Origin of the sequence: Pseudomonas sp. D3, from assembly GCF_029320995.1 — a bacterium.
GTDB classification, from domain to species: domain Bacteria; phylum Pseudomonadota; class Gammaproteobacteria; order Pseudomonadales; family Pseudomonadaceae; genus Aquipseudomonas; species Aquipseudomonas paraveronii.
In genome coordinates this window covers 5,553,010-5,575,489 of sequence record NZ_CP119772.1, presented here as the reverse complement: position 1 = coordinate 5,575,489, position 22,480 = coordinate 5,553,010, and the positions used below count along the sequence as shown (strand labels likewise).

The following is a 22,480-nucleotide window of genomic DNA, read 5'->3' as shown; positions in this document are numbered from 1 at the left end:
TGTGCGTTCTTATTAGAAGTTTGCATATCTATACTCCAAAAACAGTCCGAACGCCTCATCCTCAAGGCGATTCAACGCCTTGGTTCTCTGCCTATAAATACAAATTGGAGACCACATGAACGCATCTGCCGATATTTCCGTGCAACAGGTCAAGTTGCTGATCAACGGTGAATGGGTCGAGTCAACGACCACCCACTGGCAAGACATCGTCAACCCGGCCACCCAGCAAGTGCTGGCCAAAGTCCCGTTCGCCACCGCCGATGAAGTTAACGCCGCCATCGACGCCGCCCATCGCGCCTTCCAGACCTGGAAGCTGACCCCGATCGGCGCCCGCATGCGCATCATGCTCAAGCTGCAAGCCTTGATCCGCGAGCACTCCAAGCGCATCGCCGTAGTCCTCAGCGCCGAGCAGGGCAAGACCATTGCCGATGCCGAGGGCGATATTTTCCGTGGCCTGGAAGTGGTGGAGCACGCCTGTTCCATCGGCACCCTGCAAATGGGCGAGTTCGCTGAAAACGTCGCCGGCGGTGTCGACACCTACACCCTGCGCCAGCCCATCGGCGTGTGCGCCGGGATTACCCCGTTCAACTTCCCGGCGATGATTCCGCTGTGGATGTTCCCGATGGCGATTGCCTGCGGTAACACTTTTGTCCTCAAGCCTTCCGAGCAAGACCCGCTGTCGACGATGCTGCTGGTGGAGCTGGCGCTGGAAGCCGGTGTGCCGGCCGGTGTACTCAACGTAGTACACGGCGGCAAGGACGTGGTGGACGCGCTCTGCACGCATAAAGACATCAAGGCGGTGTCGTTCGTCGGTTCGACCGCCGTGGGCACCCATGTGTACGACCTGGCCGGCAAACACGGCAAGCGCGTGCAATCGATGATGGGCGCCAAGAACCATGCGGTGGTGCTGCCGGATGCCAACCGCGAACACACCCTCAACGCGCTGGTCGGTGCCGGTTTCGGCGCGGCGGGCCAGCGTTGCATGGCCACTTCGGTGGTGGTGCTGGTGGGCGCGGCCAAGCAATGGCTGCCCGATCTGAAGGCGCTGGCGCAGAAGCTCAAGGTCAATGCCGGCAGCGAAGCGGGCACGGACGTCGGCCCGGTGATTTCCAAGCGTGCCAAGGCGCGCATCCTGGAGCTGATCGAAAGCGGCGTAAAAGAAGGCGCCAATCTGGAGCTGGACGGTCGTGGTATCCAGGTGCCGGGCTTCGAGCAAGGCAACTTTGTCGGTCCGACCCTGTTCTCGGGCGTGACCCCCTCTATGCAGATCTACACCCAGGAAATCTTCGGCCCGGTGCTGGTGGTGCTGGAGGTCGATACCCTCGATGAAGCCATCGCGCTGGTCAACGCCAACCCGTTCGGCAACGGCACCGGCCTGTTCACCCAGAGCGGGGCGGCGGCGCGTAAGTTCCAGAGCGAAATCGACGTCGGCCAGGTCGGCATCAACATCCCGATCCCGGTGCCGGTGCCGTTCTTCAGCTTCACCGGTTCGCGCGGTTCCAAGCTCGGCGACCTGGGCCCGTATGGCAAGCAAGTGGTGCAGTTCTACACCCAGACCAAAACCGTCACCAGCCGCTGGTTCGATGACGACACGGTCAACGATGGCGTCAACACCACCATCAACCTGCGCTGATTCCGGGAGACGAGCATGAAGATTGCATTTATCGGCTTGGGCAACATGGGCGCGCCCATGGCCCGCAACCTGATCAAGGCCGGCCACGCGCTGAACCTGTTCGACCTGAACCAGGCGGTACTCAAGGAACTGGCGGAGCTGGGCGGCAGCATCAGCGATTCACCGCGTGATGCGGCAAACGGCGCTGAGCTGGTGATTACCATGCTGCCGGCCGCTGCCCATGTGCGCAGTGTCTGGCTGGGCGAAGACGGCGTATTGGCCGGTATCGGTCAAGGCGTGCCGGCGGTGGATTGCAGCACCATCGACCCGCAAACCATCCGCGATGTCGCGGCGGCGGCGGCCAAGCAAGGGGTGGCTGTCGCTGATGCGCCGGTCTCCGGTGGCACCGGTGGCGCGCAAGCCGGGACGCTGACCTTCATGGTCGGCGCCACCCCGGAGTTGTTCGCCACCCTGCAACCGGTGCTGGCGCAGATGGGCCGCAACATCGTGCGTTGCGGCGACGTCGGCACCGGCCAAATCGCCAAGATCTGCAACAACCTGCTCTTGGGCATCAGCATGGTCGGCGTCAGCGAAGCGATGGCCCTGGGCGATGCGCTGGGCATCGACACCCAAGTGCTGGCCGGCATCATCAACAGCTCCACCGGGCGCTGCTGGAGTTCCGACACCTACAACCCATGGCCTGGCGTGATCGAAACCGCGCCGTCGTCCCGGGGCTATACCGGCGGTTTTGGCGCCGACCTGATGCTCAAGGATTTGGGCCTGGCCACTGAAGCTGCGCGCCAGGCGCACCAACCGGTGATCCTCGGCGCTGTGGCCCAGCAGTTGTATCAATCGATGAGCCAGCGCGGGGAAGGGGGCAAGGACTTCTCGGCGATCATCAACAGCTACCGCAAGCCCAAATAAACAAACCCTGTGGGAGAGAGCGTGCTCCCTCCCACAGGTTATTGCGGTCAAGCAAACACAAAATACTTACGCACCGTCTCAACCACTTCCCACGTCCCCTTCATCCCTGGCTCCACCACAAAGATATCCCCAGCCCGCAAATGGATCGGTTCCATGCCTTCCGGGGTGATTACGCAGTAGCCTTCCTGGAAATGGCAGTATTCCCACTTCACGTATTCCACGTACCACTTGCCCGGTGTGCAGATCCAGGTGCCCATGATCTTGCTGCCGTCTTCGCTGGTGTAGGCGTTGAGGTTGACGGTGTGCGGATCGCCTTCGAGCTTTTCCCATTTGCAGGCATCCAGGACCGGCAAGGGGTGGGTGTCGCGCAGTACGGTGATGGGCTTGGACATGATGACTCCGAGGCAAGTGAACGAGAGTCGAACCCTATAGCGTCGCAGGCAGGGTCAGTGGTCTGAACTCGACATCGGGATGCCCAGAAGCGCAGGCGAATACCACTCCTCGGGCCATGTGGAGTCAATGTGGGAGGGGCGGTGCGACGATTCGACTTGCCCCCGATGGCTGCGGATCAGCTAGCACATGTGTCAACTGACACACTGCTATCGGGGGCAAGCCCCCTCCCACATTGGGCTCGGGTGCACGCTTCAGCGTAGTTCGACGATATTTCTGAGCGTCAATGAGTCACTTCTTCGCAGTAAGTGCGAAAGATTCCCCGCTTGGCGCAGGAATTCGCAAGAAAATTCACAGCTGGCCCTCGTATCATTCACATCAGTCACGACCGAGAGCCTTGATATGAACCCAATAAAAACGTGGTGGGACATCAGCCCGCCCTTGAGTACGGCGACCCCGACCTGGCCGGGGGATACACCGTTCCAGGAAGAGCGCGTGTGGCAGTTCGGCCCGGAGTGCCCGGTGAATGTCGGGCGCATTACCTTGTCGCCGCACACCGGCGCCCATGTGGATGCGCCGCTGCACTACAGCGCGGACGGCGCGCCGATTGGCGAGGTGTCGTTGGACGTGTACATGGGCCCGTGCCGCGTGTTGCATTGCCTGGACAGCGGCGCACTGGTGCAGCCGCAGCAGTTGGACGGGCGTGTGGATAACGTGCCGGAGCGCGTGTTGCTGCGCACTTATCCACAAGCGCCGCTGACTGAATGGGATGCGCACTTCACCGCCATCGCCCCGCAGACCATCGAGCTGCTCGCCAGCCTGGGCGTGCGCCTGATCGGTATCGACACGCCGTCCCTGGACCCGCAGCAGTCCAAGACCATGGATTCTCACAACGCCGTGGCCCGTCATGGCATGGCGATTCTCGAAGGCATCGTGCTCGATGACGTACCGGAGGGCGACTATGAACTGATCGCGCTGCCGCTGCGGTTTGCCCACCTCGATGCCAGCCCGGTTCGCGCAATCCTGCGCCCGCTTGTGGAGCCCGCACGATGAGCCAATGTCCCTTCTCAGAGGATTACCAGCCGCCGGAAGAATGGCATAACGCCGAGCTGAATTTTTCCGAGTCCATGAGCTACGGCGACTACCTGGACCTGGGAAAAATCCTCAGCGCCCAGCACCCGCTGTCGCCGGACCACAACGAAATGCTCTTCATCATCCAGCACCAGACCTCCGAGCTGTGGATGAAACTGATGCTCCACGAACTCAAGGCCGCCCGCGAACACCTGCGCCTGGGCGAGCTGCCGCCGGCGTTCAAGATGCTGGCGCGGGTCTCGCGGATCTTCGATCAACTGGTACACGCCTGGGCGGTGCTGGCGACCATGACCCCGTCGGAGTACAAGGCGATTCGCCCGTTCCTCGGCCAGTCGTCGGGGTTCCAGTCGTTCCAGTACCGTGAGATCGAGTTCATCCTCGGCAACAAAAGCCCGGCGCTGTTGCGGCCTCACGCCCATCGCCCGCAATTGTTGCAAGAACTGCAGGTGGCAATCGCCACGCCGTCGCTGTACGACGAGGCGATCAACCTGATGGCCAAGGCCGGTTTGGCGATCGACCCGCAACGCGCCGAACGCGACCCGACGGCGGCGACGGTTCACGATGCGTCCGTGGAAGCGGCGTGGCGCGAGGTCTACCGCGACCCGAGCCGTTATTGGGACCTGTACCAGTTGGCCGAAAAGTTTATCGACCTGGAAGACTCCTTCCGCCAATGGCGCTTTCGCCATGTGACCACGGTGGAGCGGATCATCGGCTTCCAGCCCGGCACCGGCGGCACCGAGGGCGTGGGTTACCTGCGCAAGATGCTCGACACGGTGCTGTTCCCCGAGCTGTGGCGAGTGCGTTCCACGCTGTAAACAAAAAGCCCCGGATCACCGGGGCTTTTCATTTGGAATGCAATCAAAAATGTGGGAGGGGGCTTGCTCCCGATAGCGGTGTGTCAGTCAGTTCATCTGTAGCTGACCCACCGCTATCGGGAGCAAGCCCCCTCCCACAGGGGTATTACTGCGCGGCGGCTACCGCTTTCGCCTTACTGACGCGCAACCGGTAGGCAATGTAGATAACCCCCACCCAAACCGGCATCGCATACACCGAATCGCGAATGCCCGGGATCGCGAGCATTACGCTGATGATCATCAGCATGAACGCCAGGCACAGGTAGTTGCTGAACGGAAACCAGAAGGTCTTGAACGACGGCACCACGCCTTGCTCGCCCATGGCTTTGCGGAACTTGATGTGAGTCAGGCTGATCAGCGCCCAGTTGATCATCAACGAAGCGACCACCAGGGCGAACAGCAACTCCAGCGCACTGTGCGGCGCGACGTAGTTGACCACCACGCACAGCAGCGTCACCAGCGCCGAAATCGCCAGGGCGCGCAGCGGCACGCCTTGCTTGTTGAGCTTCATCAGCGCCTTCGGTGCATCACCTTGCTCGGCCAGGCCGAACAGCATGCGGCTGTTGCAGTACACGCCGCTGTTGTACACCGACAGCGCCGCGGTCAGCACCACGAAGTTGAGGATGTGCGCGGCGGTGTCGTTACCGATCAGCGAGAAGATCTGCACGAACGGGCTGCCGCTGTAGGCATCGCCCGACGCGCCGAGGGTTTGCAGCAGTTGATCCCACGGGTACAGCGACAGCAGCACGGTTAGCGCGCCGACGTAGAAAATCAGGATGCGGTACACCACCTGGTTGATCGCTTTCGGGATCACTTTGCGCGGCTCGCTGGCCTCGGCGGCGGTGATGCCCACCAGCTCCAGGCCACCGAACGAGAACATGATGAACGCCATCGACATCAACAGCCCCATGCCGCCATTCGGGAAGAAACCGCCGTGGCTCCACAGGTTGCTGATCGACGCTTGCGGGCCGCCGGTGCCGCTGAACAGCAGGTAGCAGCCGAGCACGATCATGCCGACAATCGCCACCACCTTGATGATCGCGAACCAGAACTCGGTCTCACCGAAGAACTTCACGTTCAGGGTGTTGATCAGGTTCACCGCGACAAAGAACACCAGCGCGCTGACCCAGGTCGGAATTTCCGGCCACCAGAACTGGATGTACTTGCCCACGGCCGTCAGCTCGGCCATACCCACCAGCACGTAGAGCACCCAGTAGTTCCAGCCCGCCAGGAAGCCCGCGTAACCGCCCCAGTATTTGTGCGCAAAGTGGCTGAACGAACCGGCTACCGGCTCCTCGACGATCATCTCGCCGAGCTGGCGCATGATCAGGAACGCGATAAAACCGGCAATCGCATAACCGAGGATCATCGACGGCCCCGCCGACTTGAGCACCCCGGCCGAACCGAGGAACAGCCCCGTACCGATCGCGCCGCCCAAGGCAATCAGCTGAATATGCCGGTTCTTCAGGCCACGCTTGAGGCCTACTGGGTTAACCATGTCATCCGCCATTAACATTCCCTTCTACTTGTTTTTCTCGGGGTTGATTGCACGCCGCGCCCAACCCCTCAGACGTGCTGAGGGGTCAGATATTACTCTGCGTGAACTTTTCGTAATACAGCTGAACGCCATCAAGTGCCTGATCCGCCAGCCATTGCTGGATGGACTCGACCATCGGAGGGGGCCCGCACACGTACATATCGGCCGAACTGTCCCGCCATTCGGCCAGGTTGAAATGCTCGGTGAGGTAGCCGCGCTTGCCGGGCCATGCGGGCGGCGGGTCGCTCAGTACTTCGGTGTAGCGAAAGTCCGCGAGCGCGGACGCATAACCCTCGATGCGCGCCGCTTCGCACAGGTCCTGCGCGCTACGCACGCCGTAGTACAGGTGTACCGGCCGCTCGCAGGCGTTGGCCGCCAGTTCATCGAGCATGCCCAGCAGCGCCGACAACCCAGTACCGCCGGCGACCAGCACCAGCGGCCGGCTGACATGGCGCAGGTAGAACGCCCCCAGCGGCGCCTCCATCAGCAACTGATCGCCGACCTGGCAACGTTCGCGCAGGTAGTTGCTCATCACCCCGTCGGGCAGCAGGCGGATCAGAAACCGCAGCTGATTGCCCGGCCGGTTGGCGAAGGAATACGAGCGCCAACTGTCGGTGCCCGGAACCGCCAGGCGGGCGTATTGGCCCGGCAGAAAGTCCAGCGCCTGTTCCAGTTGCACCTGCAGGATCGCCGTGCTGGTCGAGACCTGCCGCACCTCGCTCACCGTGCCGCGCACCTGCACCGGCCCCGGTGCGTTGCACAGGCTGGAATCGAAGTCGAAGTAGAACGTCGCATCCGACTTCACCCGGGTCTGGCAACTGAGCATCTTGCGTTGTTGCAGGTCGAGGCTGGAGAGGGCGTCCTCGTCCACATAGTCCTGGCTGTATTCGCCGCTCTCGCAGCGGCCCTGACAGGTACCACACACGCCTTCGCGGCAATCCAGCGGAATCTTGATGCCATTGCGCAGGGCCGCATCCAGCAGGATTTCATGCGCGCCCACCGGGAAAAACAGGGTCTTGCCGTCGGCAAAACTGAAGGCCACTTTGTGATTCATCCCCAGTACTCCGTGGGTTCATGTGTGAACCCCTGTAGGAGCGAGCTTGCTCGCGAAAAACTCAAGGACGCCGCGTACATTCAGGATGCCCGCGTCATCGTTGACGTCCTTCGCGAGCAAGCTCGCTCCTACAAGGGGGCGTTCGCCAGCGTTACAGGTGATAGAAATCCAGCACCGAGTTGATGGTGTCGTTGAGCAACAACGCGTGCTTGCGGGTGATCAGCCAACTGTCGCCATGGGCCTTGAGACGATAGGTCGCGTGGCCGTAGAACTGCTCCGACGTGGCCAGGCGATAGAACAGCGTGTGCCAGTTCAAGCGCACCTCCAGCGTGCCGTCCGCCTGCTCGGCGATGCGCACGTTGTGGATCAGGTGCAAGGTGCGCGGCATCGGCGTGGCCGACGCCGCCTTGCCGGTGCGCAGGCGGAACACGCGGTCTTCCAGGCCCGTGCGGTTGGCGTAATAGATCAGCGACATTTCGCGCTTGGGGTCGCGGGTGTAGACGTGTTCGGAGTCCCATTGCGGCAGGTGGAACTCGCTCTGCGGGTCGAACAACTGCACGTAGGCGTCCCAGTCCTGGGCGTCGCACAGCTCGGATTTGCGATAGAAAAACTGCTCTATCCGGTACTGCAATGGCGCATTCATCATTCCACCTCCCGCAGCTTCAGCGCGCGTTGGTCGAGGCCGTTGAGCAGGAACTGCTGCCAGTTGCGGTGCTGGTTGACGTACAGGCCTTCGTGGGTGAACTCGGTGCCGGTCATGGCGGGCTGGATGCCGAGGGCTTCGCTGTTCGGCGTCGGCCCGGTGGCCCAGCGGTGGCTACCGCGTGAGATATCGCTCCAGCGCTCCAGGCGGCCCTGGAAACCGCGCTGGGCCTCGCGAAACTCCACCAGGTCGTCCGGCGTGCCCATGCCCGAGACGTTGAAGAAGTCCTCGAACTGGCGGATGCGGTTTTCCCGGTCGGCGTCGGACTCATGTTTCACCCCCAGGCACTGGCTGATGATCTCGGTCTTGTTCCACGCCAACGGGCGGATGATGCGCAGCTGCGAGCTGATCTGGTCGAGGAAGAACAGGCTCGGGTAGATGTTCAGGTTGCGCAGGCGGTGCATCATCCACTCGGCTTTTGGCTGGCCGTGTTCTGCCACCAGGCGCGGCATGATGGTGGCGTAGCCGGAGCGCACCGTGGGGTTGGGCATGTCGCTGAACAACAGGCTGTGGCCATTGTTGAAGGCGAACCAGCCGTCGTCGGTATTTGCGTCGCCGGCGCCGAGTTTGCTGTAGTCCAGCGTCGCGCCGGCCGCGGTGCCATTGGCGGTATTGACCTGCTGGCGGTGCTGCACCGTGGCCACGTAGTTGTAGTGGACGGTGCTGACGTGATAACCGTCCAGGCCGTTTTCGTTCTGCAGCTTCCAGTTGCCGTCGTAGGTGTACGCGGACTTGCCCGGCAGCACCTCCAGCTCACCGGTGGCGGACTGGGCGACCATCATGTCGAAGAACACTTTGGCGTCGCCGAGAAAGTCTTCCAGGCTGTCGGTGCCGTTCACGTCCAGGCTGATGAATACAAAGCCCTTGTAGCTGTCGATGCGTGCTTTTTTCAGGCCGCGCGTGGCCTTGTCGAAACCTTCCGGGTATTCCCCCGGTGCCTTGACCTTCACCAGCCGGCCGTCGCTCTTGTAGCACCAGGCGTGGAACGGGCAGGTGAAGGTCGACTGGTTGCCCTTGCCGACGCGGGTGAGGGTGGTGCCGCGATGCTGGCAGGCGTTGACCAGCGCGTTGAGTTGGCCGTCGCCGTCGCGGGTGATGATCATCGGCTGGCGCCCGGCGCGCATCGTCACGAAATCGTGGTTATTCGCCAGTTCGCTTTCGTGGCAGGCGTAGATCCAGTTTTTCTCGAAGATCAGTTCCATCTCCAGGTCGAACAGTTGCGGCTCGGTGAACATGTCGCGGGCGATGCGGAACACTTCATCGGCGGGGCGAAAATCCAGGCAGCTGTCGATGAAGCTTTTCCATTGCTCGACGCTTCTTGCACCACTCATGGGACGCACCTTTTGATAATGGCTGAACGGGTAAGCCATTTAGAGGCTGCACCGAGGCGGCGGGCTATCCGCTTAATGGGCGAAGGCGGGCCGGATAGTTGGGCAGCAAATACCCACGCCGGTGCAGGACGGTGACGCGATGCGCTACTGTCATGCAGGGCGGTGCGCGCAGAAGTCGGTGGTTTATCCACATAGTCGAGCGTTGCTATCCACCCAGCAGCGAGACCGCCGCCGTGGCGCAGAACTTGCTGTCGATCTGTCACGACGCGCCGCCAGAGCGCGCAACCGCCTAACCGCCGTGGGTGCAGCCTGATGAGTAGCCATACACGCGATATCCGTATCGAACGCTTCGACCTGGAGGGCGCCCGCAGCTGGATGTCCGGCATCTGCGGGCCGCACCGCCTGGAGACGGCCACGCCCGAGCGCCTGCGTTTCCATCACAGCGCCAACGTGTTCAAGTCCCGCGCCACCACCTTGGGCGTGATCGAATACGGCACCGACGTGACCATCGACATTGAGGACGCCGAGCACTTCAGCAGCTACAGCCTGAGCCTGCCGCTGGTGGGCGAGCAGGAGTTGAGCAAGAACGGCGAGCGCCTGAGTTCCAACCGCGATCAAGGCGTGATCATCTCGCCCAACGAGCACCAGGTGCTGGCGATTTCCGGCGATTGCCGCAAGTTGCAGGTGGTGATTACCCGCGCGGCGATGAACGAGTCGCTGGAAGGGCTGCTGCAACGGCCGATTGAGGCGCCGCTGCGTTTTGAGTCGGTAATGGATGCGGTGGACGGTGCGCCGGCCTCGTGGTGGCGCATGGCGCGTTATTTCATCGCGGAGCTTGCGCGCAGCAGCGAGTTGTACGAGCAGGCGGCGTTTACCCGCGACCTGGAAAGCTCGCTGATCAAGGGCCTGATCCTCGCCCAGCCGAATAACTATTCAGAGGAACTGCGCGACGTACTCGGCGTGAAACTGCCGCACTACTTGATCCGCGCCCGCCAATACATTCACGACAACGCCCGCGAAGCGGTGCATCTGGAAGATCTGGAAGCCGCCGCCGGGGTCTCGCGGTTCAAGCTGTTCGATGCGTTTCGCAAATACTTCGCGCTGTCGCCGATGGCTTACCTGAAAAAGTATCGGCTAGGGGCGGTGCGCCAGGAGATCCTCGAACACGGCTCCACCCGTACCATCTCCGAGATTGCCCTGGGCTGGGGGTTTACGCACCTGGGGCGGTTCTCGGCGGAGTACAGAAAGCTGTTCGATGAGTCGCCGAGCCAGACCTTGCAGCGCAACCGCCTGCGCACTTTCTAAAAAACACCGCAGATCAACTGTGGGAGGGGCGGTGCGACGGTTCGACTTGCCCCCGATAGCAGTGGAACAGCCAACTTATGCATCGACTGACACACTGCCATCGGGGGCAAGCCCCCTCCCACATTTGATCACCAGTGCCTGGGAGATTTCAGATCAGTTCTTCAACCAACTGCAAACAATGACTCAGCCCCGGCGACTGATCATTCACCCGCCGGCTGAGAATAATCGGCGAGGTCGCGGTGGTTTCCACAATCGGCGTGTAGCCGATGTCCGCCCGATGCAGCACCTGCACCGACGCCGGCACCAGCGTCACGCCCATGCCCGCGCCGACCAGGCCGATGGCGGTCTGCAATTCGTTGGTCCATTGCACCACCTTGAGGCTCAAGCCGTGGGCGTCGAACAGCGCGATCACATGGTCGGCATAGCTGGGCCGTGGGTTGCCGGGGTAGAGCACGAACGGCTCGGCAGCCAGTTGGGCGAGGGTGGCGGGCGCGTCCAGCAAGGGGTGACCGGCGGGCAGCACCGCGACCAGGCGGTCCTCCACCAGCACGCGCTGGACGATGGCCGGGTCATCGATGCGAATCCGCCCGAAGCCCACATCAATGCGCCCAGCCTTGAGCGCTTCGACCTGCTGCAAGGTGGTCATTTCCGACAGCCCCAGCTCCAGCTCCAGCGCTTCATGGTTGCGCAGCCGCCGAATCAGCTCGGGCAGCACGCCATACAAGGTCGACGGCGCAAAGCCGATGCCCAGCCAGGTCTTCTCGCCCTGGCCAATACGCCGGGTGGTGTCGCAGACCTTGCCCAACTGCTCCAGCAGCACGTTGGCGTGCTCATAGAAAAACCGTCCGGCCTCGGTCAGCCGCAGCGGGCGGCCGCGCTCCAGCAGTATCACGCCCAATTCATCCTCCAATTGCTGGATCTGCCGGCTCAACGGCGGCTGGGCGATGTGCAGGCGTTCGGCGGCGCGGGTGAAGTTGAGGGTTTCGCCCAGCACCTGGAAATAGCGCAGATGTCGCAGTTCCATGACAGCTCCTTTGATACCTTGAAGGTATTGTGCGAGACCAATTCTATATTGGAACCCTGGAAAAATGCGGCACAGAATCGGCTCAAATCTATAAAGAACCCAACGGGTATAGCCATGCCGATTTGTGCCATCGAGTCGATCGAGACCATCATCGTCGACCTCCCCACCCTCCGCCCGCACAAGCTGGCGATGCACACGATGCAAAACCAGACCCTGGTGATCATCCGCCTGCGCTGCGCCGACGGCATTGAAGGCATCGGCGAAGCCACCACCATCGGCGGCCTGAGCTACGGCAACGAAAGCCCCGACAGCATCAAAATCAACATCGACCGCCACTTCGCCCCGCTGCTGATCGGCCAGGACGCGAACAACATCAATGCCGCCATGTTACGCCTGGCGCGCAGCATTCGCGGCAACACCTTTGCCAAGTCCGGTATCGAAAGCGCCTTGCTCGATGCGCTGGGCAAACGCCTGAACCTGCCGGTCAGCGAACTGCTCGGCGGCCGCGTGCGCGACGCGTTGCCGGTGGCCTGGACCCTGGCCAGCGGCAACACCGAAAAGGACATTGCCGAAGCCGAGAAGATGCTCGACCTGCGCCGTCACCGCGTCTTCAAATTGAAGATCGGTGCCGGTGAGGTCAGTGCCGACCTGGCCCATGTGATCGCGATCAAAAAAGCCCTGGGCGAGCGCGCCAGCGTGCGCGTCGACGTCAACCAGGCCTGGGATGAAGCCGTCGCCCTGCGCGCCTGCAAGGTGCTCGGCGACAACGCTATCGACCTGATCGAACAGCCGATCTCGCGCAACAACCGTGGTGGCATGGCCCGGCTTAACCGGTCGAGCCCGGCGCCGATCATGGCCGACGAATCCATCGAATGTGTCGAGGACGCCTTCAACCTGGCCCGCGAAGGCGCGGCTTCGGTGTTTGCCCTCAAGATCGCCAAGAACGGTGGCCCGCGCGCGGTGTTGCGCACCGCCGCGATTGCCGAAGCGGCCGGGATTGGTCTGTACGGCGGCACCATGCTCGAAGGCGGCATCGGCACCCTGGCCTCGGCCCATGCGTTCCTCACCCTGGACACCCTGACGTGGGGCACCGAGCTGTTCGGCCCGCTGCTGCTCACCGAAGACATCCTCACCGAGCCGCTGGTGTACCGCGATTTCCACCTGCATGTCGGCACCGCACCGGGCCTGGGCCTGACCATCGATGAAGAGCGTCTGGCGTTCTTCCGGCGTGACAACCACTAAGAGGCGCCTGCCATGTTGTTCCACGTAAAAATGAGCGTACACCTGCCCGTCGACATGAACCCCGAACGCGCCGCCAACCTCAAGGCCGAAGAAAAAGCCCTGGCGCAGCGCCTGCAGCAAGAGGGCAAATGGCGCCACCTGTGGCGCATCGCCGGGCTCTACGCCAACTACAGCGTGTTCGATGTCGACAGCGTGCAGGAACTGCACGACCTGCTGATGCAACTGCCGCTTTATCCCTACATGGCCATCGAAGTGAATGCGCTGTGCAGGCACCCGTCGTCGATCCACGCGGATGACCGCTGAGCCTGTTTTATCCCGAATAATTACAAGATGAGGATTGCACCATGTCCATCCGACTGTCCCAGACTGCCCACGCCCAACAGTTTCTCGAAGAAGCCAGCGGCAACCGCAGCGAAAGCGGCAACCCGCGCACCAAGACGCTGATCTACCGAATCCTGCGGGACACGGTGAACATCATCGAAGACCTGGAAGTCACCCCCGAAGAATTCTGGGCGGCGGTCAACTACCTCAACGAATTGGGTAAACACCAGGAAGCCGGTTTGCTCGCCGCCGGGCTCGGCCTGGAGCATTACCTGGATTTGCTGATGGACGCCGCCGACGAAGAAGCCGGCAAAACCGGCGGCACGCCGCGCACCATCGAAGGCCCGCTGTATGTGGCGGGGGCGCCGTTGTCGAAATACGAAGCGCGCCTGGATGACGGCCAGGACCCGGGCGTGCCGCTGTTCATGCGCGGGCAGGTGCGGGACACGCAGGGCAAACCGGTGGCCGGGGCGATTGTCGATGTGTGGCAGGCCAATACCGGCGGCACTTACTCCTGGTTCGACACCGCGCAGTCGGAGTTCAACCTGCGCCGCCGCATCGAGACCGATGCCCAGGGTAACTTCCGTTTTCGCAGCATCGTGCCGTCCGGCTATGGCTGCCCGCCGACCGGGCCGACCCAGCAGTTGCTCGATCAACTGGGACGCCACGGGCAGCGCCCGGCGCATATTCACTTCTTCATCTCGGCGCCGGGGCATCGGCACCTGACCACGCAGATCAACCTGTCAGACGACCCGTACCTGCACGATGATTTTGCCTACGCGACGCGGGATGAATTGATTGCCGAAATTCGCTTCAGTGACGATCAGCAATTGGCGCGGGAGTTGGGTGTGGACGGGCGTTTTGCGCAGATTGATTTTGACTTTGAGGTGCAGCTCGCCGCTGCGCCGGTAGAGCAAAAGCGCATGCAGCGGGTGCGTGCATTGGAAGATTGATCAGCACGGTCAAAAAATGTGGGAGGGGGCTTGCTCCCGATGGCGATGGATCAGCTTGCGAATCCGGCGACTGACACACCGCTATCGGGAGCAAGCCCCCTCCCACATTTTTTGACCGATGGTGCTGCGGCTATTTGCGCAGCACCAGATCCAACACCTCGTCGCGATCCTTGATCTTCTGCAACACAATCTCCGAACGGATATCCATCACCCCCGCCGTGCGGTTCAGGTGGTTCACGATAAAGTCCGAAAAGTGCTTGAGGTTGCGCGCCTGCACCCGCAGCACATAGTTGCTGGCGCCGGTAATCACGTAGGCGCTGGCCACTTCCGGCCAGCCTTGCACCTTCTGGATAAACGTCTCATGCCAATCCTCCACGTCCTGGCGCAATGACAGGTGGACGATGGCTTCCAGCTCGATCCCCAACTGCTCGGCATTCAACACTGCGCGATAGCCGCTGATGATCCCTTCGCTTTCCAGCAGGCGCAGACGGCGCAGGCAGGCGGAGGGCGACAGCGCGACTTTTTCCGCGAGTTCCTGGTTGCTGATACGGCCGTCCTGTTGCAGGAAATGCAGGAGGCGCAGGTCGGTGGCGTCGAGAATCATACTTAGAATAAATCCGCGTTTTTTCGGTTGAACTTCGAATTTCCTACAGCTTAATTAGCCTGTTGCCCACCACTTTGCACGAAAATTCTCTAAAACCTCGTTCATTATTTGCTGCATATTCCTTTATAAAAATCAGGACAGCCCATGATCACTCGAAGCCATTGCCAAGCCCTTGACGACCAGGACCGGTTGGCGGCGCTGCGTCACCAGTTCGCCTTGCCGCAGGGGGTGATCTACCTCGACGGCAACTCCCTCGGTGCGCGTCCGGTGGCAGCGCTTGCGCGGGCGCAGCAGGTGATCGCCGAGGAGTGGGGCAATGGCCTGATTCGCAGTTGGAACAGCGCGGGTTGGGCGGATTTGTCGCAGCGTCTGGGCAATCGCCTGGCGCCGTTGATCGGTGCGGGCGACGGCGAAGTGGTGATCACCGATACCACCTCGATCAACCTGTTCAAGGTGCTCAGCGCCGCATTGAGCGTGCAGCGCCAACGCCAGCCGCTGCGCAAGGTGATCGTCAGTGAAGCGAGTAACTTCCCCACCGACCTGTACATTGCCGAAGGCCTCGCCGAGCTGCTGCAACAGGGCTATTCCCTGCGGCTGGTCAACAGCCCGGACGAACTGCCTCAGGCCATTGATCAGGATGTGGCGGTGGTGATGCTCACCCACGTCAACTACAAGACCGGCTACATGTATGACATGCAGGCGCTCACCGCATTGAGCCACGAGTGCGGCGCGCTGAGCCTCTGGGACCTGGCGCATTCGGCGGGCGCGGTGCCCATCGACCTGCATCGGGCCGGCGCCGATTACGCGATCGGCTGCACCTACAAATACCTCAACGGCGGCCCCGGCTCCCAGGCGTTCGTGTGGGTTAACCCCGCGCTGGTGGACGTGGTCCGCCAGCCGTTGTCGGGCTGGTTCGGGCATACCCGGCAGTTCGCCATGGAGTCGAGCTATGCGCCGAGTGCCGGCATCGCCCGTTACCTGTGCGGCACCCAGCCGATCACCTCGCTGGCCATGGTGGAATGCGGCCTGGAGATTTTCGAACAGACCGACATGGCCAGCCTGCGCCGTAAATCCCTGGCCCTGACCGACCTGTTCATCGCGTGCGTCGAAGCCCGTTGCGCCGCCCACGGCCTGGTGTTGATCACCCCGCGCGAGCACGCTAGACGCGGCAGCCATGTGAGCTTTGAGCACCCTGAAGGCTACGCGGTAATCCAGGCGCTGATTGCCCGTGGAGTGATCGGCGACTACCGCGAGCCGCGCATCATGCGCTTTGGTTTTACGCCGCTGTACACCAGTTTCAGCGAGGTATGGGACGCCGTGGAAATCCTCGGCGACATCCTCGACAACCACACGTGGGACCAACCGCAATTCAAGGTGCGCAACAGCGTCACCTGAACAAACACAGACAACAATGGAGGAGGGGGCTTGCTCCCGATAGAGCCGTATCAGCGTGCGAATCCGGCGACCGACACACCACCATCGGGGGCAAGCCCCCTCCCACACTGAGCCTGCGCCAGACACTCAATGAATGAACACCACAGACCCCTGTGGGAGGGGGCTTGCCCCCGATGGCGGCGGATCAGTCACCCATGCATCGACTGAAAGACTGCTATCACCAGCAAGCCCCCTGCCACAGGGAGTCTGTGGCAACAGACAAATCGTGCAATCACAACAATAAGGGGCACACCACGTGACCACGCCAAACGACGGCTTTGCAGAAATCACCCACCGTGAACTGGGCCTGAGGCGCCAGCTCACTTCCGGCCAGATGAGTATGATCGCCATCGGTGGCGCCATCGGCACCGGGCTGTTCATGGGCAGCGCCTATGCCATCGGCTATGCCGGGCCCAGCGTGCTGGTGAGTTACGCCATCGGTGCGTTGATCACCTTGCTGCTGATGGGCTGCCTGGCGGAGATGACGGTGGCCCATTCCACCTCCGGCTCCTTCGGTGCTTATGCCGAGTTCTACATCAGCCCGCTGGCCGGGTTCCTGGTGCGTTATGCCTATTGGGCGGCGATTGTGCTGGCGGTGGGCGCCGAGGTGACGGCGGTGGCGATGTACATGAAGTACTGGTTCGCCAACGTGCCGGAGTGGGTGTGGATCGTGTCGTTTTCCAGCGTGCTGATCCTGCTCAATGCCATCAGCGTGAAAACCTTCGGCAACTTCGAATACTGGTTCTCGACGATCAAGATCAGCGCCATCGTCGGCTTCATCCTCCTCGCGGTGTACGTAGTGTTCGGCTCCGGCAACCCGCAGTACGGCGTGCAGAACTACACGGCCCACGACGGCTTTTTCCCGCATGGCTTGAGCGGCATGTGGATCGCCGTGATCGTGTCGATCTTCAGCTACCTGAGCGTGGAGATGATCGCCGTGGCGGCCGGTGAAGCGGCCGACCCGGAGCAGGCGGTGAAGAAGGCTTTTCGCGCGACCATCGTGCGCCTGGTGGTGTTTTACCTGCTGACGTTGGCGCTGATGTTGGCCATCGTGCCGTGGAACCAGGCCGGGCAGGCACAGAGCCCGTTCGTCACGGTGATGCAGACCATCGGCATTCCCGGCGCCACCGGGGTGATGAATTTCGTGATTCTGATCGCGGCGCTGTCGGCGATGAACAGCCAGCTCTACATCACCACGCGCATGATGTTCAGCCTGTCCCGCGCCGGCTTTGCGCCCACGTCCATGGGCGCGTTGAGCAAGAGCGGCATCCCGCTGAACGCCTTGTTGCTGTCCAGTTCGGGCATCGCCCTGGCGACCCTGCTTAACCTGATGTACCCGGAAAGCGCGTTCACACTGATGATGGCGATCTCGATGTTCGGCGCGATCTTCACCTGGTTCATGATCTTCCTGACGCACCTGTTCTTCCGCCGCTATCGCAAGCGTCATGGCGGGGCGAAGTTGTCGTTCCAACTGCGCCTGTTTCCCTACAGCACGCTGCTGGGCCTGGTGCTGATGGGCGCGGTGATGATCACCACGTATTTCACCGACGCGTTCAAGATGACCCTGGTGTTCGGCGTGCCGTTCCTGCTGATTCTGTCGGCGGTGTATTACGGGTTTTTCCGCAAGGGCAGGGCCAAGGCGTCGAGCAAGGCCCTGGCATAACCCGGCAGGTGTTCGAACGAGCGCGCGCATAACAGCAACGTTCGACAGGCCCAATCTTCTCGCAACGGTTGGGCCTTGAAGCGCTGCTCCAACGGCCAACGCGCCAGCGCCGCTTGGGGCACGATCCCCAGGCCCGCGCCGCGTGCGACCATGCGCATCACCCCATCAAAGCCCTCGGCCCGGATGCGCGTTTGCAAGCGAAACCCCGCGTGCAACGCCTGTTCTTCCAGGTACACCGCCAACGCGCTGTGGGCGGCCAGGCCCACATAGTCGTAATGCAGGCTGTCGATAAAACTCACCGTACTTGCCGCCAACGGATGCTCCAACGGCATGATCAGCACCAGCGGATCGTCGCGAAACGCCAGGGTCTGCAAGCCGTGGGTGTCCACCGCGTCGGAGATGATCCCCAGGTCTGCGGTGCCCTGGCGCAAGGCCTGGGTGATGCGCAGGCTGGGCAGTTCCTGCAGGTCGATATCGAGGTTGGTGTGCTCGCGCAGAAAATCCGCCAGTAGTTCCGGCAGGTATTCGCTGAGGGCGGTGGTGTTGCACAGCAGGCGCACCTGGCCTTTGACGCCGTTGGCGTACTCCGCCAGGTCCTGTTGCAGGTGCTCGGCCTGTTGCAGCAACAGCCGGGCATGACGGGCCAGGGCGCGGCCAGCGGCCGTGGGCGTGACGCCACGGCGGCCGCGTTCGAGGCATTCGACGCCCAGCGCGGCTTCCATCGCGCGGATGCGCGCGCTGGCGGCGGCCAAGGACAAGTGGCTGCGGCTGGCGCCGGCGGTGATGTTGCCCGCGTCGAGGATGTGCAGGTAGAGGCGCAGGTCGATCAGGTCGAAGTGCATGGCTGGAAGATTTCCTTTCGCTGGACTGGCGCTATCGCGAGCAAGCCCGCTTCCACAGTTGGAATGCATTTCAACTGTGGGAGCGGGCTTGCTCGCGATGGCGGCATCAGCCTCACGCAAAACAAGAGGCTGCCTCAGTATATGGTGAATTTTCGCGCCCAGCGATAAGCCCCACACTCGGCCGATGACAACCTTCCTCGCGTTCTACCAAAACCTCGGCACCGCCCTGACCCTGCTGGTGATCGGCACCTTCCTGCTGGCTGGCACCGTCAAAGGCGTGATTGGCCTGGGCCTGCCCACCGTCGCCATGGGCATGCTCGGCCTGGCTATGTTGCCGGCGCAGGCTGCGGCGTTGCTGATCATCCCTTCGACGGTGACCAACCTTTGGCAACTGGCCTTCGGCGGCCACTTGAGCGCGTTGCTCAAACGCTTGTGGCCGCTGTTGCTGCTGATTTTCCTCGGCACCGGGTTGGGCTCGTTGTGGCTGGGAATGGGCGGTGGCGATTGGGTGGTGCGCGCGTTGGGCGCGGCGTTGCTGGTGTATGCGTTGAGTGGACTGTTGCTGCCCACATTCAGCGTAAAGCCCGCAACCGAGCGCTGGTTGGCGCCGGTGTGTGGGCTGGTCACCGGCCTGATCACCTCGGCCACCGGCGTCTTCGTGATTCCTGCGGTGCCGTACCTGCAAGCGTTGGGTTTGAGTCGCGATCAGTTGGTGCAGGCGCTGGGGTTGTCGTTCAGCGTGTCGACATTGGCGCTGGCCGCCGGGTTGGCCTGGCGTGGCAGCCTCGGCGGCGGCGAAATCAATGCCTCGCTCTTGGCGCTGGCGCCGGCCTTGCTGGGGATGTGGCTCGGGCAGGTATTGCGCCAACGGATCAGTGCCGGGTTGTTCAAACGGGTGTTTTTTATCGGCATGGCGCTGTTGGGCGCGCATCTGTTGATCAGTGGGTAAAGGCAATAATAGATTCGAATTCGTGATTTTTAGTCAAATGTATTTTGCCGCGCCAAGGCTTATTCCGCACAAGGCGCATCGATACCCTGCCTTCAGACATTTTTAATCTTAAGGCGCTCCTCCATGAAAAAAGTCCTGTTGCTCAACGGCGGTAAACAATTCGCCCACTCCGACGGTCGCTACAACAGCACCCTGCATGACGCCGCCGTGGCGGTACTCGACCGTGGCGGTATCGACATCAAGGTCACGCATATCGACGAAGGCTACGACGTGGCCGAAGAGGTCGCCAAATTCCTCTGGGCTGACGTGATCATCTACCAGATGCCCGGCTGGTGGATGGGCGCGCCGTGGATCGTCAAGAAGTACATCGACGAAGTCTTCACCGAAGGTCACGGCAGCCTCTACGCCAGCGATGGTCGCACCCGTTCCGACGCGTCGCAGAAATACGGCAGCGGCGGCCTGATCCACGGCAAGCAGTACATGCTGTCGCTGACCTGGAACGCCCCGCAGCAAGCCTTCGACGACCCGAGCGACTTCTTCGAAGGCCAAGGCGTGGACGCGGTGTACTTGCCGTTTCACAAGGCCAATCAGTTCCTCGGCATGACGGCCTTGCCGACGTTCCTCTGCGTGGACGTCATGAAGCGCCCGGCCATCGACGCTGACGTGGCGCGCTACGAGCAGCATCTGGCGCAGGTGTTCGACCTCTCGGTGTAAGCTGCGCTGTGCCGATAAAGAGGACAGCCTGTGAAAGCCCGATCCGATGAATTACAGATCTTCGTCAGCGTGATTGAGTGCGGCTCGATTTCCGCTGCGGCGGAGCAGGTCGGGCAGACGCCGTCGGCGCTCAGCCGCACCTTGTCGCGCCTGGAAGCCAAACTCGACACCACGCTGATCAACCGCACCACGCGGCGCATGGACCTGACCGAGGAGGGCAAGTATTTCTTCGAGCAGGCCAAGGTGATCCTGGCGCAGATGGATGAGCTGGAGGAGCGCTTGTCGTCGCGCCAGAAAAAACCGGCGGGGCGGTTGCGCATCAATGCCGCCGTGCCGTTCATGCTGCATGGGATCGTGCCGTACATCGCTGAGTTTCGCGGGCTGTACCCGCAGATCCAGCTGGAGCTGAACAGTGATGACTTGATCATCGACCTGTTGGAGCAGAGCACCGACATCGCCATTCGCATCGGCGCGCTGGCCGATTCCACCCTGCATGCGCGGTCCCTCGGCTGCACCCCGCTGCATATCCTTGCCAGCCCGGCCTATCTCAAGCAATACGGCACGCCGACCACGGTCGCCGAGTTGGCCGAGCACACCTTGCTTGGCTTCACCCAGACCGAGACGCTCAACCACTGGCCGCTGCGCCACGTGGCGGGTGACCGCTGGCTGATCCAGCCCGGCATTGCCGCGTCCAGCGGCGAAACCTTGCGACAACTGGCGCTCGAAGGGCAGGGCATTGGCTGCCTGTCGAACTTCATGACCAGCGCAGACATCGAGGCCGGGCGCCTGGTGCCGGTGCTGGAGGCGTTCAACAGCGGTTATCGCCAGCCGATCCACGCGGTGTATTACCGCAACTCGCAACTGGCCTTGCGCATCCAATGCTTCCTGGACTTCATCCAGGCCAAGCTGGCGCGGTACGCCTGCTGATTCGTGACCTGCACGCAAGATTGAATTGGGCAATACGGTCTTATTCAACAGGGATGGGGCCTTGATACTGGGCCCATCACTTACTCAGTCAGGAGAGACCGCCATGAACGTATTCGTTACCGGCGCCGCTGGTTTTATCGGCGGTTCCATCGCCACCGGCCTGGTCAAGGCCGGCCACCATGTGACAGGCCTGGTGCGCAGCGCCGATCAAGCCGCCGAGATGACGGCCCTGGGCATCACCCCGGTCATCGGCACTCTGGATGACCGTGCGGTGTTGACCGAACAGGCCACGCAGGCCGACGCGGTGATCAACGCCGCCAGCAGCGACCATCGCGCGGCCGTGGAAACGCTGCTGGCAGCCTTGAAAGGTTCGAACAAACCGTTCCTGCACACCAGCGGTTCGAGCATCGTCGGCGATGCATCGGGCGGCAAGGCCAGTGATGTCATCTACTTCGAAGACCACCTGCCGGAACCGACTGTCGACAAGGCCGCCCGTGTCGCCATCGACAACCGGGTGCTGGCTGCCGCCCAAGACGGCGTGAACTCGGCGGTGATCTGCAACACCCTGATATACGGCCACAGCCTGGGCGTGAAGCGTGACAGCGTGCAATTGCCGCGCTTGCTCAAGCAGGCGCGCAAGAGCGGGGTGGTGCGCCATGTCGGCACAGGGCAGAACATTTGGTCCAATGTGCATATCGAGGACGTGGTCGCGCTCTACCTGCTGGCGCTGGAGAAGAACGTACCGGGCACGTTCTACTTCGTGGAAAGCAGCGAAGCGGCGTTTATCGACATGACCACCGCCATCGCCGATGCCCTGAACCTGGGCAAACCGCAGGATTGGCCCCTGGCCGACGCCGAAGCCGAATGGGGCTATGAAATGGCCAACTACGGCCTGGGCTCCAACAGCCGCGTGCGCGGCAAGCATGCCCGTGAACTGCTGGGTTGGGTGCCCAAGCGCACGTCGGTGGTGGAGTGGATTCGCCGCGAAATGGTCTGATACCCCTC

At 62.1% G+C, this 22,480-nt stretch carries 22 protein-coding genes; 14 read left to right on the top strand and 8 right to left on the bottom strand.

The window, feature by feature from the left end; translation table 11 throughout:
• Window positions 1–115: 115 nt before the first annotated feature.
• Together P3S72_RS25800 and mmsB are read left to right on the top strand one after the other, a co-directional pair.
• The gene (locus tag P3S72_RS25800) at window positions 116–1,633 is read left to right on the top strand and encodes a CoA-acylating methylmalonate-semialdehyde dehydrogenase (protein ID WP_276194883.1); all 1,518 of its coding nucleotides are present in this window, start codon (window positions 116–118) and stop codon (window positions 1,631–1,633) included.
• Window positions 1,634–1,648: 15 nt separating this feature from the next.
• A complete protein-coding gene (mmsB, locus tag P3S72_RS25795) occupies window positions 1,649–2,536 on the top strand; it encodes a 3-hydroxyisobutyrate dehydrogenase (protein WP_276194882.1) in 888 nt (295 codons plus the stop codon).
• A gap of 47 nt (window positions 2,537–2,583) precedes the next feature.
• On the opposite strand, the gene P3S72_RS25790 is transcribed toward mmsB, so the two are convergent.
• The gene (locus P3S72_RS25790) at window positions 2,584–2,928 is read right to left on the bottom strand and encodes a cupin domain-containing protein (protein ID WP_003230905.1); all 345 of its coding nucleotides are present in this window, start codon (window positions 2,926–2,928) and stop codon (window positions 2,584–2,586) included.
• Window positions 2,929–3,328: 400 nt separating this feature from the next.
• Here P3S72_RS25790 and kynB point away from each other — a divergent pair, with 400 nt between their 5' ends.
• Both kynB and kynA read left to right on the top strand, forming a co-directional pair.
• Window positions 3,329–3,979, top strand: a complete 651-nt coding sequence (kynB, locus tag P3S72_RS25785) for an arylformamidase (protein ID WP_247403642.1) — start codon at window positions 3,329–3,331, stop codon at window positions 3,977–3,979.
• Entirely contained in the window at window positions 3,976–4,833 is an 858-nt protein-coding gene (kynA, locus tag P3S72_RS25780; RefSeq protein ID WP_247403640.1) for a tryptophan 2,3-dioxygenase, read from the top strand. The genes kynB and kynA overlap by 4 nt, the downstream gene beginning before the upstream one ends.
• A 145-nt stretch (window positions 4,834–4,978) precedes the next feature.
• Here the strand turns inward: kynA and P3S72_RS25775 are convergent, their stop codons facing one another.
• From P3S72_RS25775 to antA, 4 genes are all read right to left on the bottom strand, one after another.
• Window positions 4,979–6,382, bottom strand: coding sequence for an amino acid permease (locus tag P3S72_RS25775; RefSeq protein ID WP_247403638.1), 1,404 nt, complete (start codon window positions 6,380–6,382; stop codon window positions 4,979–4,981).
• Window positions 6,383–6,455: 73 nt separating this feature from the next.
• Window positions 6,456–7,463 (bottom strand): anthranilate 1,2-dioxygenase electron transfer component AntC, encoded by a 1,008-nt coding sequence (antC, locus tag P3S72_RS25770; protein ID WP_276194877.1) that lies wholly within the window; start codon window positions 7,461–7,463, stop codon window positions 6,456–6,458.
• Window positions 7,464–7,614: 151 nt separating this feature from the next.
• Window positions 7,615–8,106 (bottom strand): anthranilate 1,2-dioxygenase small subunit, encoded by a 492-nt coding sequence (antB, locus tag P3S72_RS25765; RefSeq protein ID WP_276194875.1) that lies wholly within the window; start codon window positions 8,104–8,106, stop codon window positions 7,615–7,617.
• Window positions 8,106–9,497, bottom strand: a complete 1,392-nt coding sequence (antA, locus tag P3S72_RS25760; RefSeq protein ID WP_247403630.1) for an anthranilate 1,2-dioxygenase large subunit — start codon at window positions 9,495–9,497, stop codon at window positions 8,106–8,108. The genes antB and antA overlap by 1 nt, the downstream gene beginning before the upstream one ends.
• Before the next feature lie 312 nt (window positions 9,498–9,809).
• On the opposite strand from antA, the gene P3S72_RS25755 reads away from it, so the two are divergent.
• Window positions 9,810–10,802 (top strand): helix-turn-helix domain-containing protein, encoded by a 993-nt coding sequence (locus P3S72_RS25755; RefSeq protein WP_276194873.1) that lies wholly within the window; start codon window positions 9,810–9,812, stop codon window positions 10,800–10,802.
• Between the two features lie 148 nt (window positions 10,803–10,950).
• Here P3S72_RS25755 and P3S72_RS25750 read toward each other — a convergent pair whose 3' ends face one another.
• Window positions 10,951–11,826, bottom strand: coding sequence for a LysR family transcriptional regulator (locus P3S72_RS25750; protein ID WP_276194872.1), 876 nt, complete (start codon window positions 11,824–11,826; stop codon window positions 10,951–10,953).
• 114 nt (window positions 11,827–11,940) lie between these two features.
• Here P3S72_RS25750 and P3S72_RS25745 point away from each other — a divergent pair, with 114 nt between their 5' ends.
• From P3S72_RS25745 to catA, 3 genes are read left to right on the top strand one after another with little or no spacing between them, the layout of a single operon-like run.
• The gene (locus tag P3S72_RS25745) at window positions 11,941–13,068 is read left to right on the top strand and encodes a muconate cycloisomerase family protein (RefSeq protein WP_276194869.1); all 1,128 of its coding nucleotides are present in this window, start codon (window positions 11,941–11,943) and stop codon (window positions 13,066–13,068) included.
• 12 nt (window positions 13,069–13,080) lie between these two features.
• Complete coding sequence (gene catC / locus P3S72_RS25740; protein ID WP_247400137.1) at window positions 13,081–13,371, top strand: muconolactone Delta-isomerase; 291 nt, start codon at window positions 13,081–13,083, stop codon at window positions 13,369–13,371.
• 41 nt (window positions 13,372–13,412) lie between these two features.
• Window positions 13,413–14,342: a catechol 1,2-dioxygenase gene (gene catA, locus P3S72_RS25735; RefSeq protein WP_247400147.1), complete on the top strand. Its 930-nt coding sequence runs from the start codon at window positions 13,413–13,415 to the stop codon at window positions 14,340–14,342.
• 130 nt (window positions 14,343–14,472) lie between these two features.
• Here the strand turns inward: catA and P3S72_RS25730 are convergent, their stop codons facing one another.
• Complete coding sequence (locus tag P3S72_RS25730; protein ID WP_247400149.1) at window positions 14,473–14,946, bottom strand: Lrp/AsnC family transcriptional regulator; 474 nt, start codon at window positions 14,944–14,946, stop codon at window positions 14,473–14,475.
• Window positions 14,947–15,090: 144 nt separating this feature from the next.
• Here P3S72_RS25730 and kynU point away from each other — a divergent pair, with 144 nt between their 5' ends.
• Together kynU and P3S72_RS25720 are read left to right on the top strand one after the other, a co-directional pair.
• Entirely contained in the window at window positions 15,091–16,341 is a 1,251-nt protein-coding gene (gene kynU, locus P3S72_RS25725) for a kynureninase (RefSeq protein ID WP_276194865.1), read from the top strand.
• Between the two features lie 295 nt (window positions 16,342–16,636).
• Window positions 16,637–18,043, top strand: a complete 1,407-nt coding sequence (locus tag P3S72_RS25720; RefSeq protein WP_276194864.1) for an amino acid permease — start codon at window positions 16,637–16,639, stop codon at window positions 18,041–18,043.
• Here the strand turns inward: P3S72_RS25720 and P3S72_RS25715 are convergent.
• A complete protein-coding gene (locus tag P3S72_RS25715; RefSeq protein ID WP_276194862.1) occupies window positions 17,989–18,885 on the bottom strand; it encodes a LysR substrate-binding domain-containing protein in 897 nt (298 codons plus the stop codon). The two genes, P3S72_RS25720 and P3S72_RS25715, sit on opposite strands and share 55 nt — an antisense overlap.
• Before the next feature lie 184 nt (window positions 18,886–19,069).
• On the opposite strand from P3S72_RS25715, the gene P3S72_RS25710 reads away from it, so the two are divergent.
• The 4 genes from P3S72_RS25710 (at window position 19,070) to P3S72_RS25695 (ending at window position 22,472) form a co-directional block, all read left to right on the top strand.
• The gene (locus P3S72_RS25710; protein WP_276194861.1) at window positions 19,070–19,834 is read left to right on the top strand and encodes a sulfite exporter TauE/SafE family protein; all 765 of its coding nucleotides are present in this window, start codon (window positions 19,070–19,072) and stop codon (window positions 19,832–19,834) included.
• 123 nt (window positions 19,835–19,957) lie between these two features.
• The gene (locus P3S72_RS25705; protein WP_276194859.1) at window positions 19,958–20,548 is read left to right on the top strand and encodes an NAD(P)H-dependent oxidoreductase; all 591 of its coding nucleotides are present in this window, start codon (window positions 19,958–19,960) and stop codon (window positions 20,546–20,548) included.
• 30 nt (window positions 20,549–20,578) lie between these two features.
• Window positions 20,579–21,475, top strand: a complete 897-nt coding sequence (locus P3S72_RS25700; RefSeq protein ID WP_276194858.1) for a LysR family transcriptional regulator — start codon at window positions 20,579–20,581, stop codon at window positions 21,473–21,475.
• A gap of 103 nt (window positions 21,476–21,578) precedes the next feature.
• A complete protein-coding gene (locus P3S72_RS25695) occupies window positions 21,579–22,472 on the top strand; it encodes an NAD-dependent epimerase/dehydratase family protein (protein WP_276194856.1) in 894 nt (297 codons plus the stop codon).
• Window positions 22,473–22,480: the final 8 nt, after the last annotated feature.

Coding starts and splice junctions, on each gene's coding strand:
- P3S72_RS25800 (WP_276194883.1), top strand. CDS start 116: ATGAACGCATCTGCCGATATTTCCGTGCAACAGGTCAAGTTGCTGATC.
- mmsB (WP_276194882.1), top strand. CDS start 1,649: ATGAAGATTGCATTTATCGGCTTGGGCAACATGGGCGCGCCCATGGCC.
- P3S72_RS25790 (WP_003230905.1), bottom strand. CDS start 2,928: ATGTCCAAGCCCATCACCGTACTGCGCGACACCCACCCCTTGCCGGTC.
- kynB (WP_247403642.1), top strand. CDS start 3,329: ATGAACCCAATAAAAACGTGGTGGGACATCAGCCCGCCCTTGAGTACG.
- kynA (WP_247403640.1), top strand. CDS start 3,976: ATGAGCCAATGTCCCTTCTCAGAGGATTACCAGCCGCCGGAAGAATGG.
- P3S72_RS25775 (WP_247403638.1), bottom strand. CDS start 6,382: ATGGCGGATGACATGGTTAACCCAGTAGGCCTCAAGCGTGGCCTGAAG.
- antC (WP_276194877.1), bottom strand. CDS start 7,463: ATGAATCACAAAGTGGCCTTCAGTTTTGCCGACGGCAAGACCCTGTTT.
- antB (WP_276194875.1), bottom strand. CDS start 8,106: ATGAATGCGCCATTGCAGTACCGGATAGAGCAGTTTTTCTATCGCAAA.
- antA (WP_247403630.1), bottom strand. CDS start 9,497: ATGAGTGGTGCAAGAAGCGTCGAGCAATGGAAAAGCTTCATCGACAGC.
- P3S72_RS25755 (WP_276194873.1), top strand. CDS start 9,810: ATGAGTAGCCATACACGCGATATCCGTATCGAACGCTTCGACCTGGAG.
- P3S72_RS25750 (WP_276194872.1), bottom strand. CDS start 11,826: ATGGAACTGCGACATCTGCGCTATTTCCAGGTGCTGGGCGAAACCCTC.
- P3S72_RS25745 (WP_276194869.1), top strand. CDS start 11,941: ATGCCGATTTGTGCCATCGAGTCGATCGAGACCATCATCGTCGACCTC.
- catC (WP_247400137.1), top strand. CDS start 13,081: ATGTTGTTCCACGTAAAAATGAGCGTACACCTGCCCGTCGACATGAAC.
- catA (WP_247400147.1), top strand. CDS start 13,413: ATGTCCATCCGACTGTCCCAGACTGCCCACGCCCAACAGTTTCTCGAA.
- P3S72_RS25730 (WP_247400149.1), bottom strand. CDS start 14,946: ATGATTCTCGACGCCACCGACCTGCGCCTCCTGCATTTCCTGCAACAG.
- kynU (WP_276194865.1), top strand. CDS start 15,091: ATGATCACTCGAAGCCATTGCCAAGCCCTTGACGACCAGGACCGGTTG.
- P3S72_RS25715 (WP_276194862.1), bottom strand. CDS start 18,885: ATGCACTTCGACCTGATCGACCTGCGCCTCTACCTGCACATCCTCGAC.
- P3S72_RS25710 (WP_276194861.1), top strand. CDS start 19,070: ATGACAACCTTCCTCGCGTTCTACCAAAACCTCGGCACCGCCCTGACC.
- P3S72_RS25705 (WP_276194859.1), top strand. CDS start 19,958: ATGAAAAAAGTCCTGTTGCTCAACGGCGGTAAACAATTCGCCCACTCC.
- P3S72_RS25695 (WP_276194856.1), top strand. CDS start 21,579: ATGAACGTATTCGTTACCGGCGCCGCTGGTTTTATCGGCGGTTCCATC.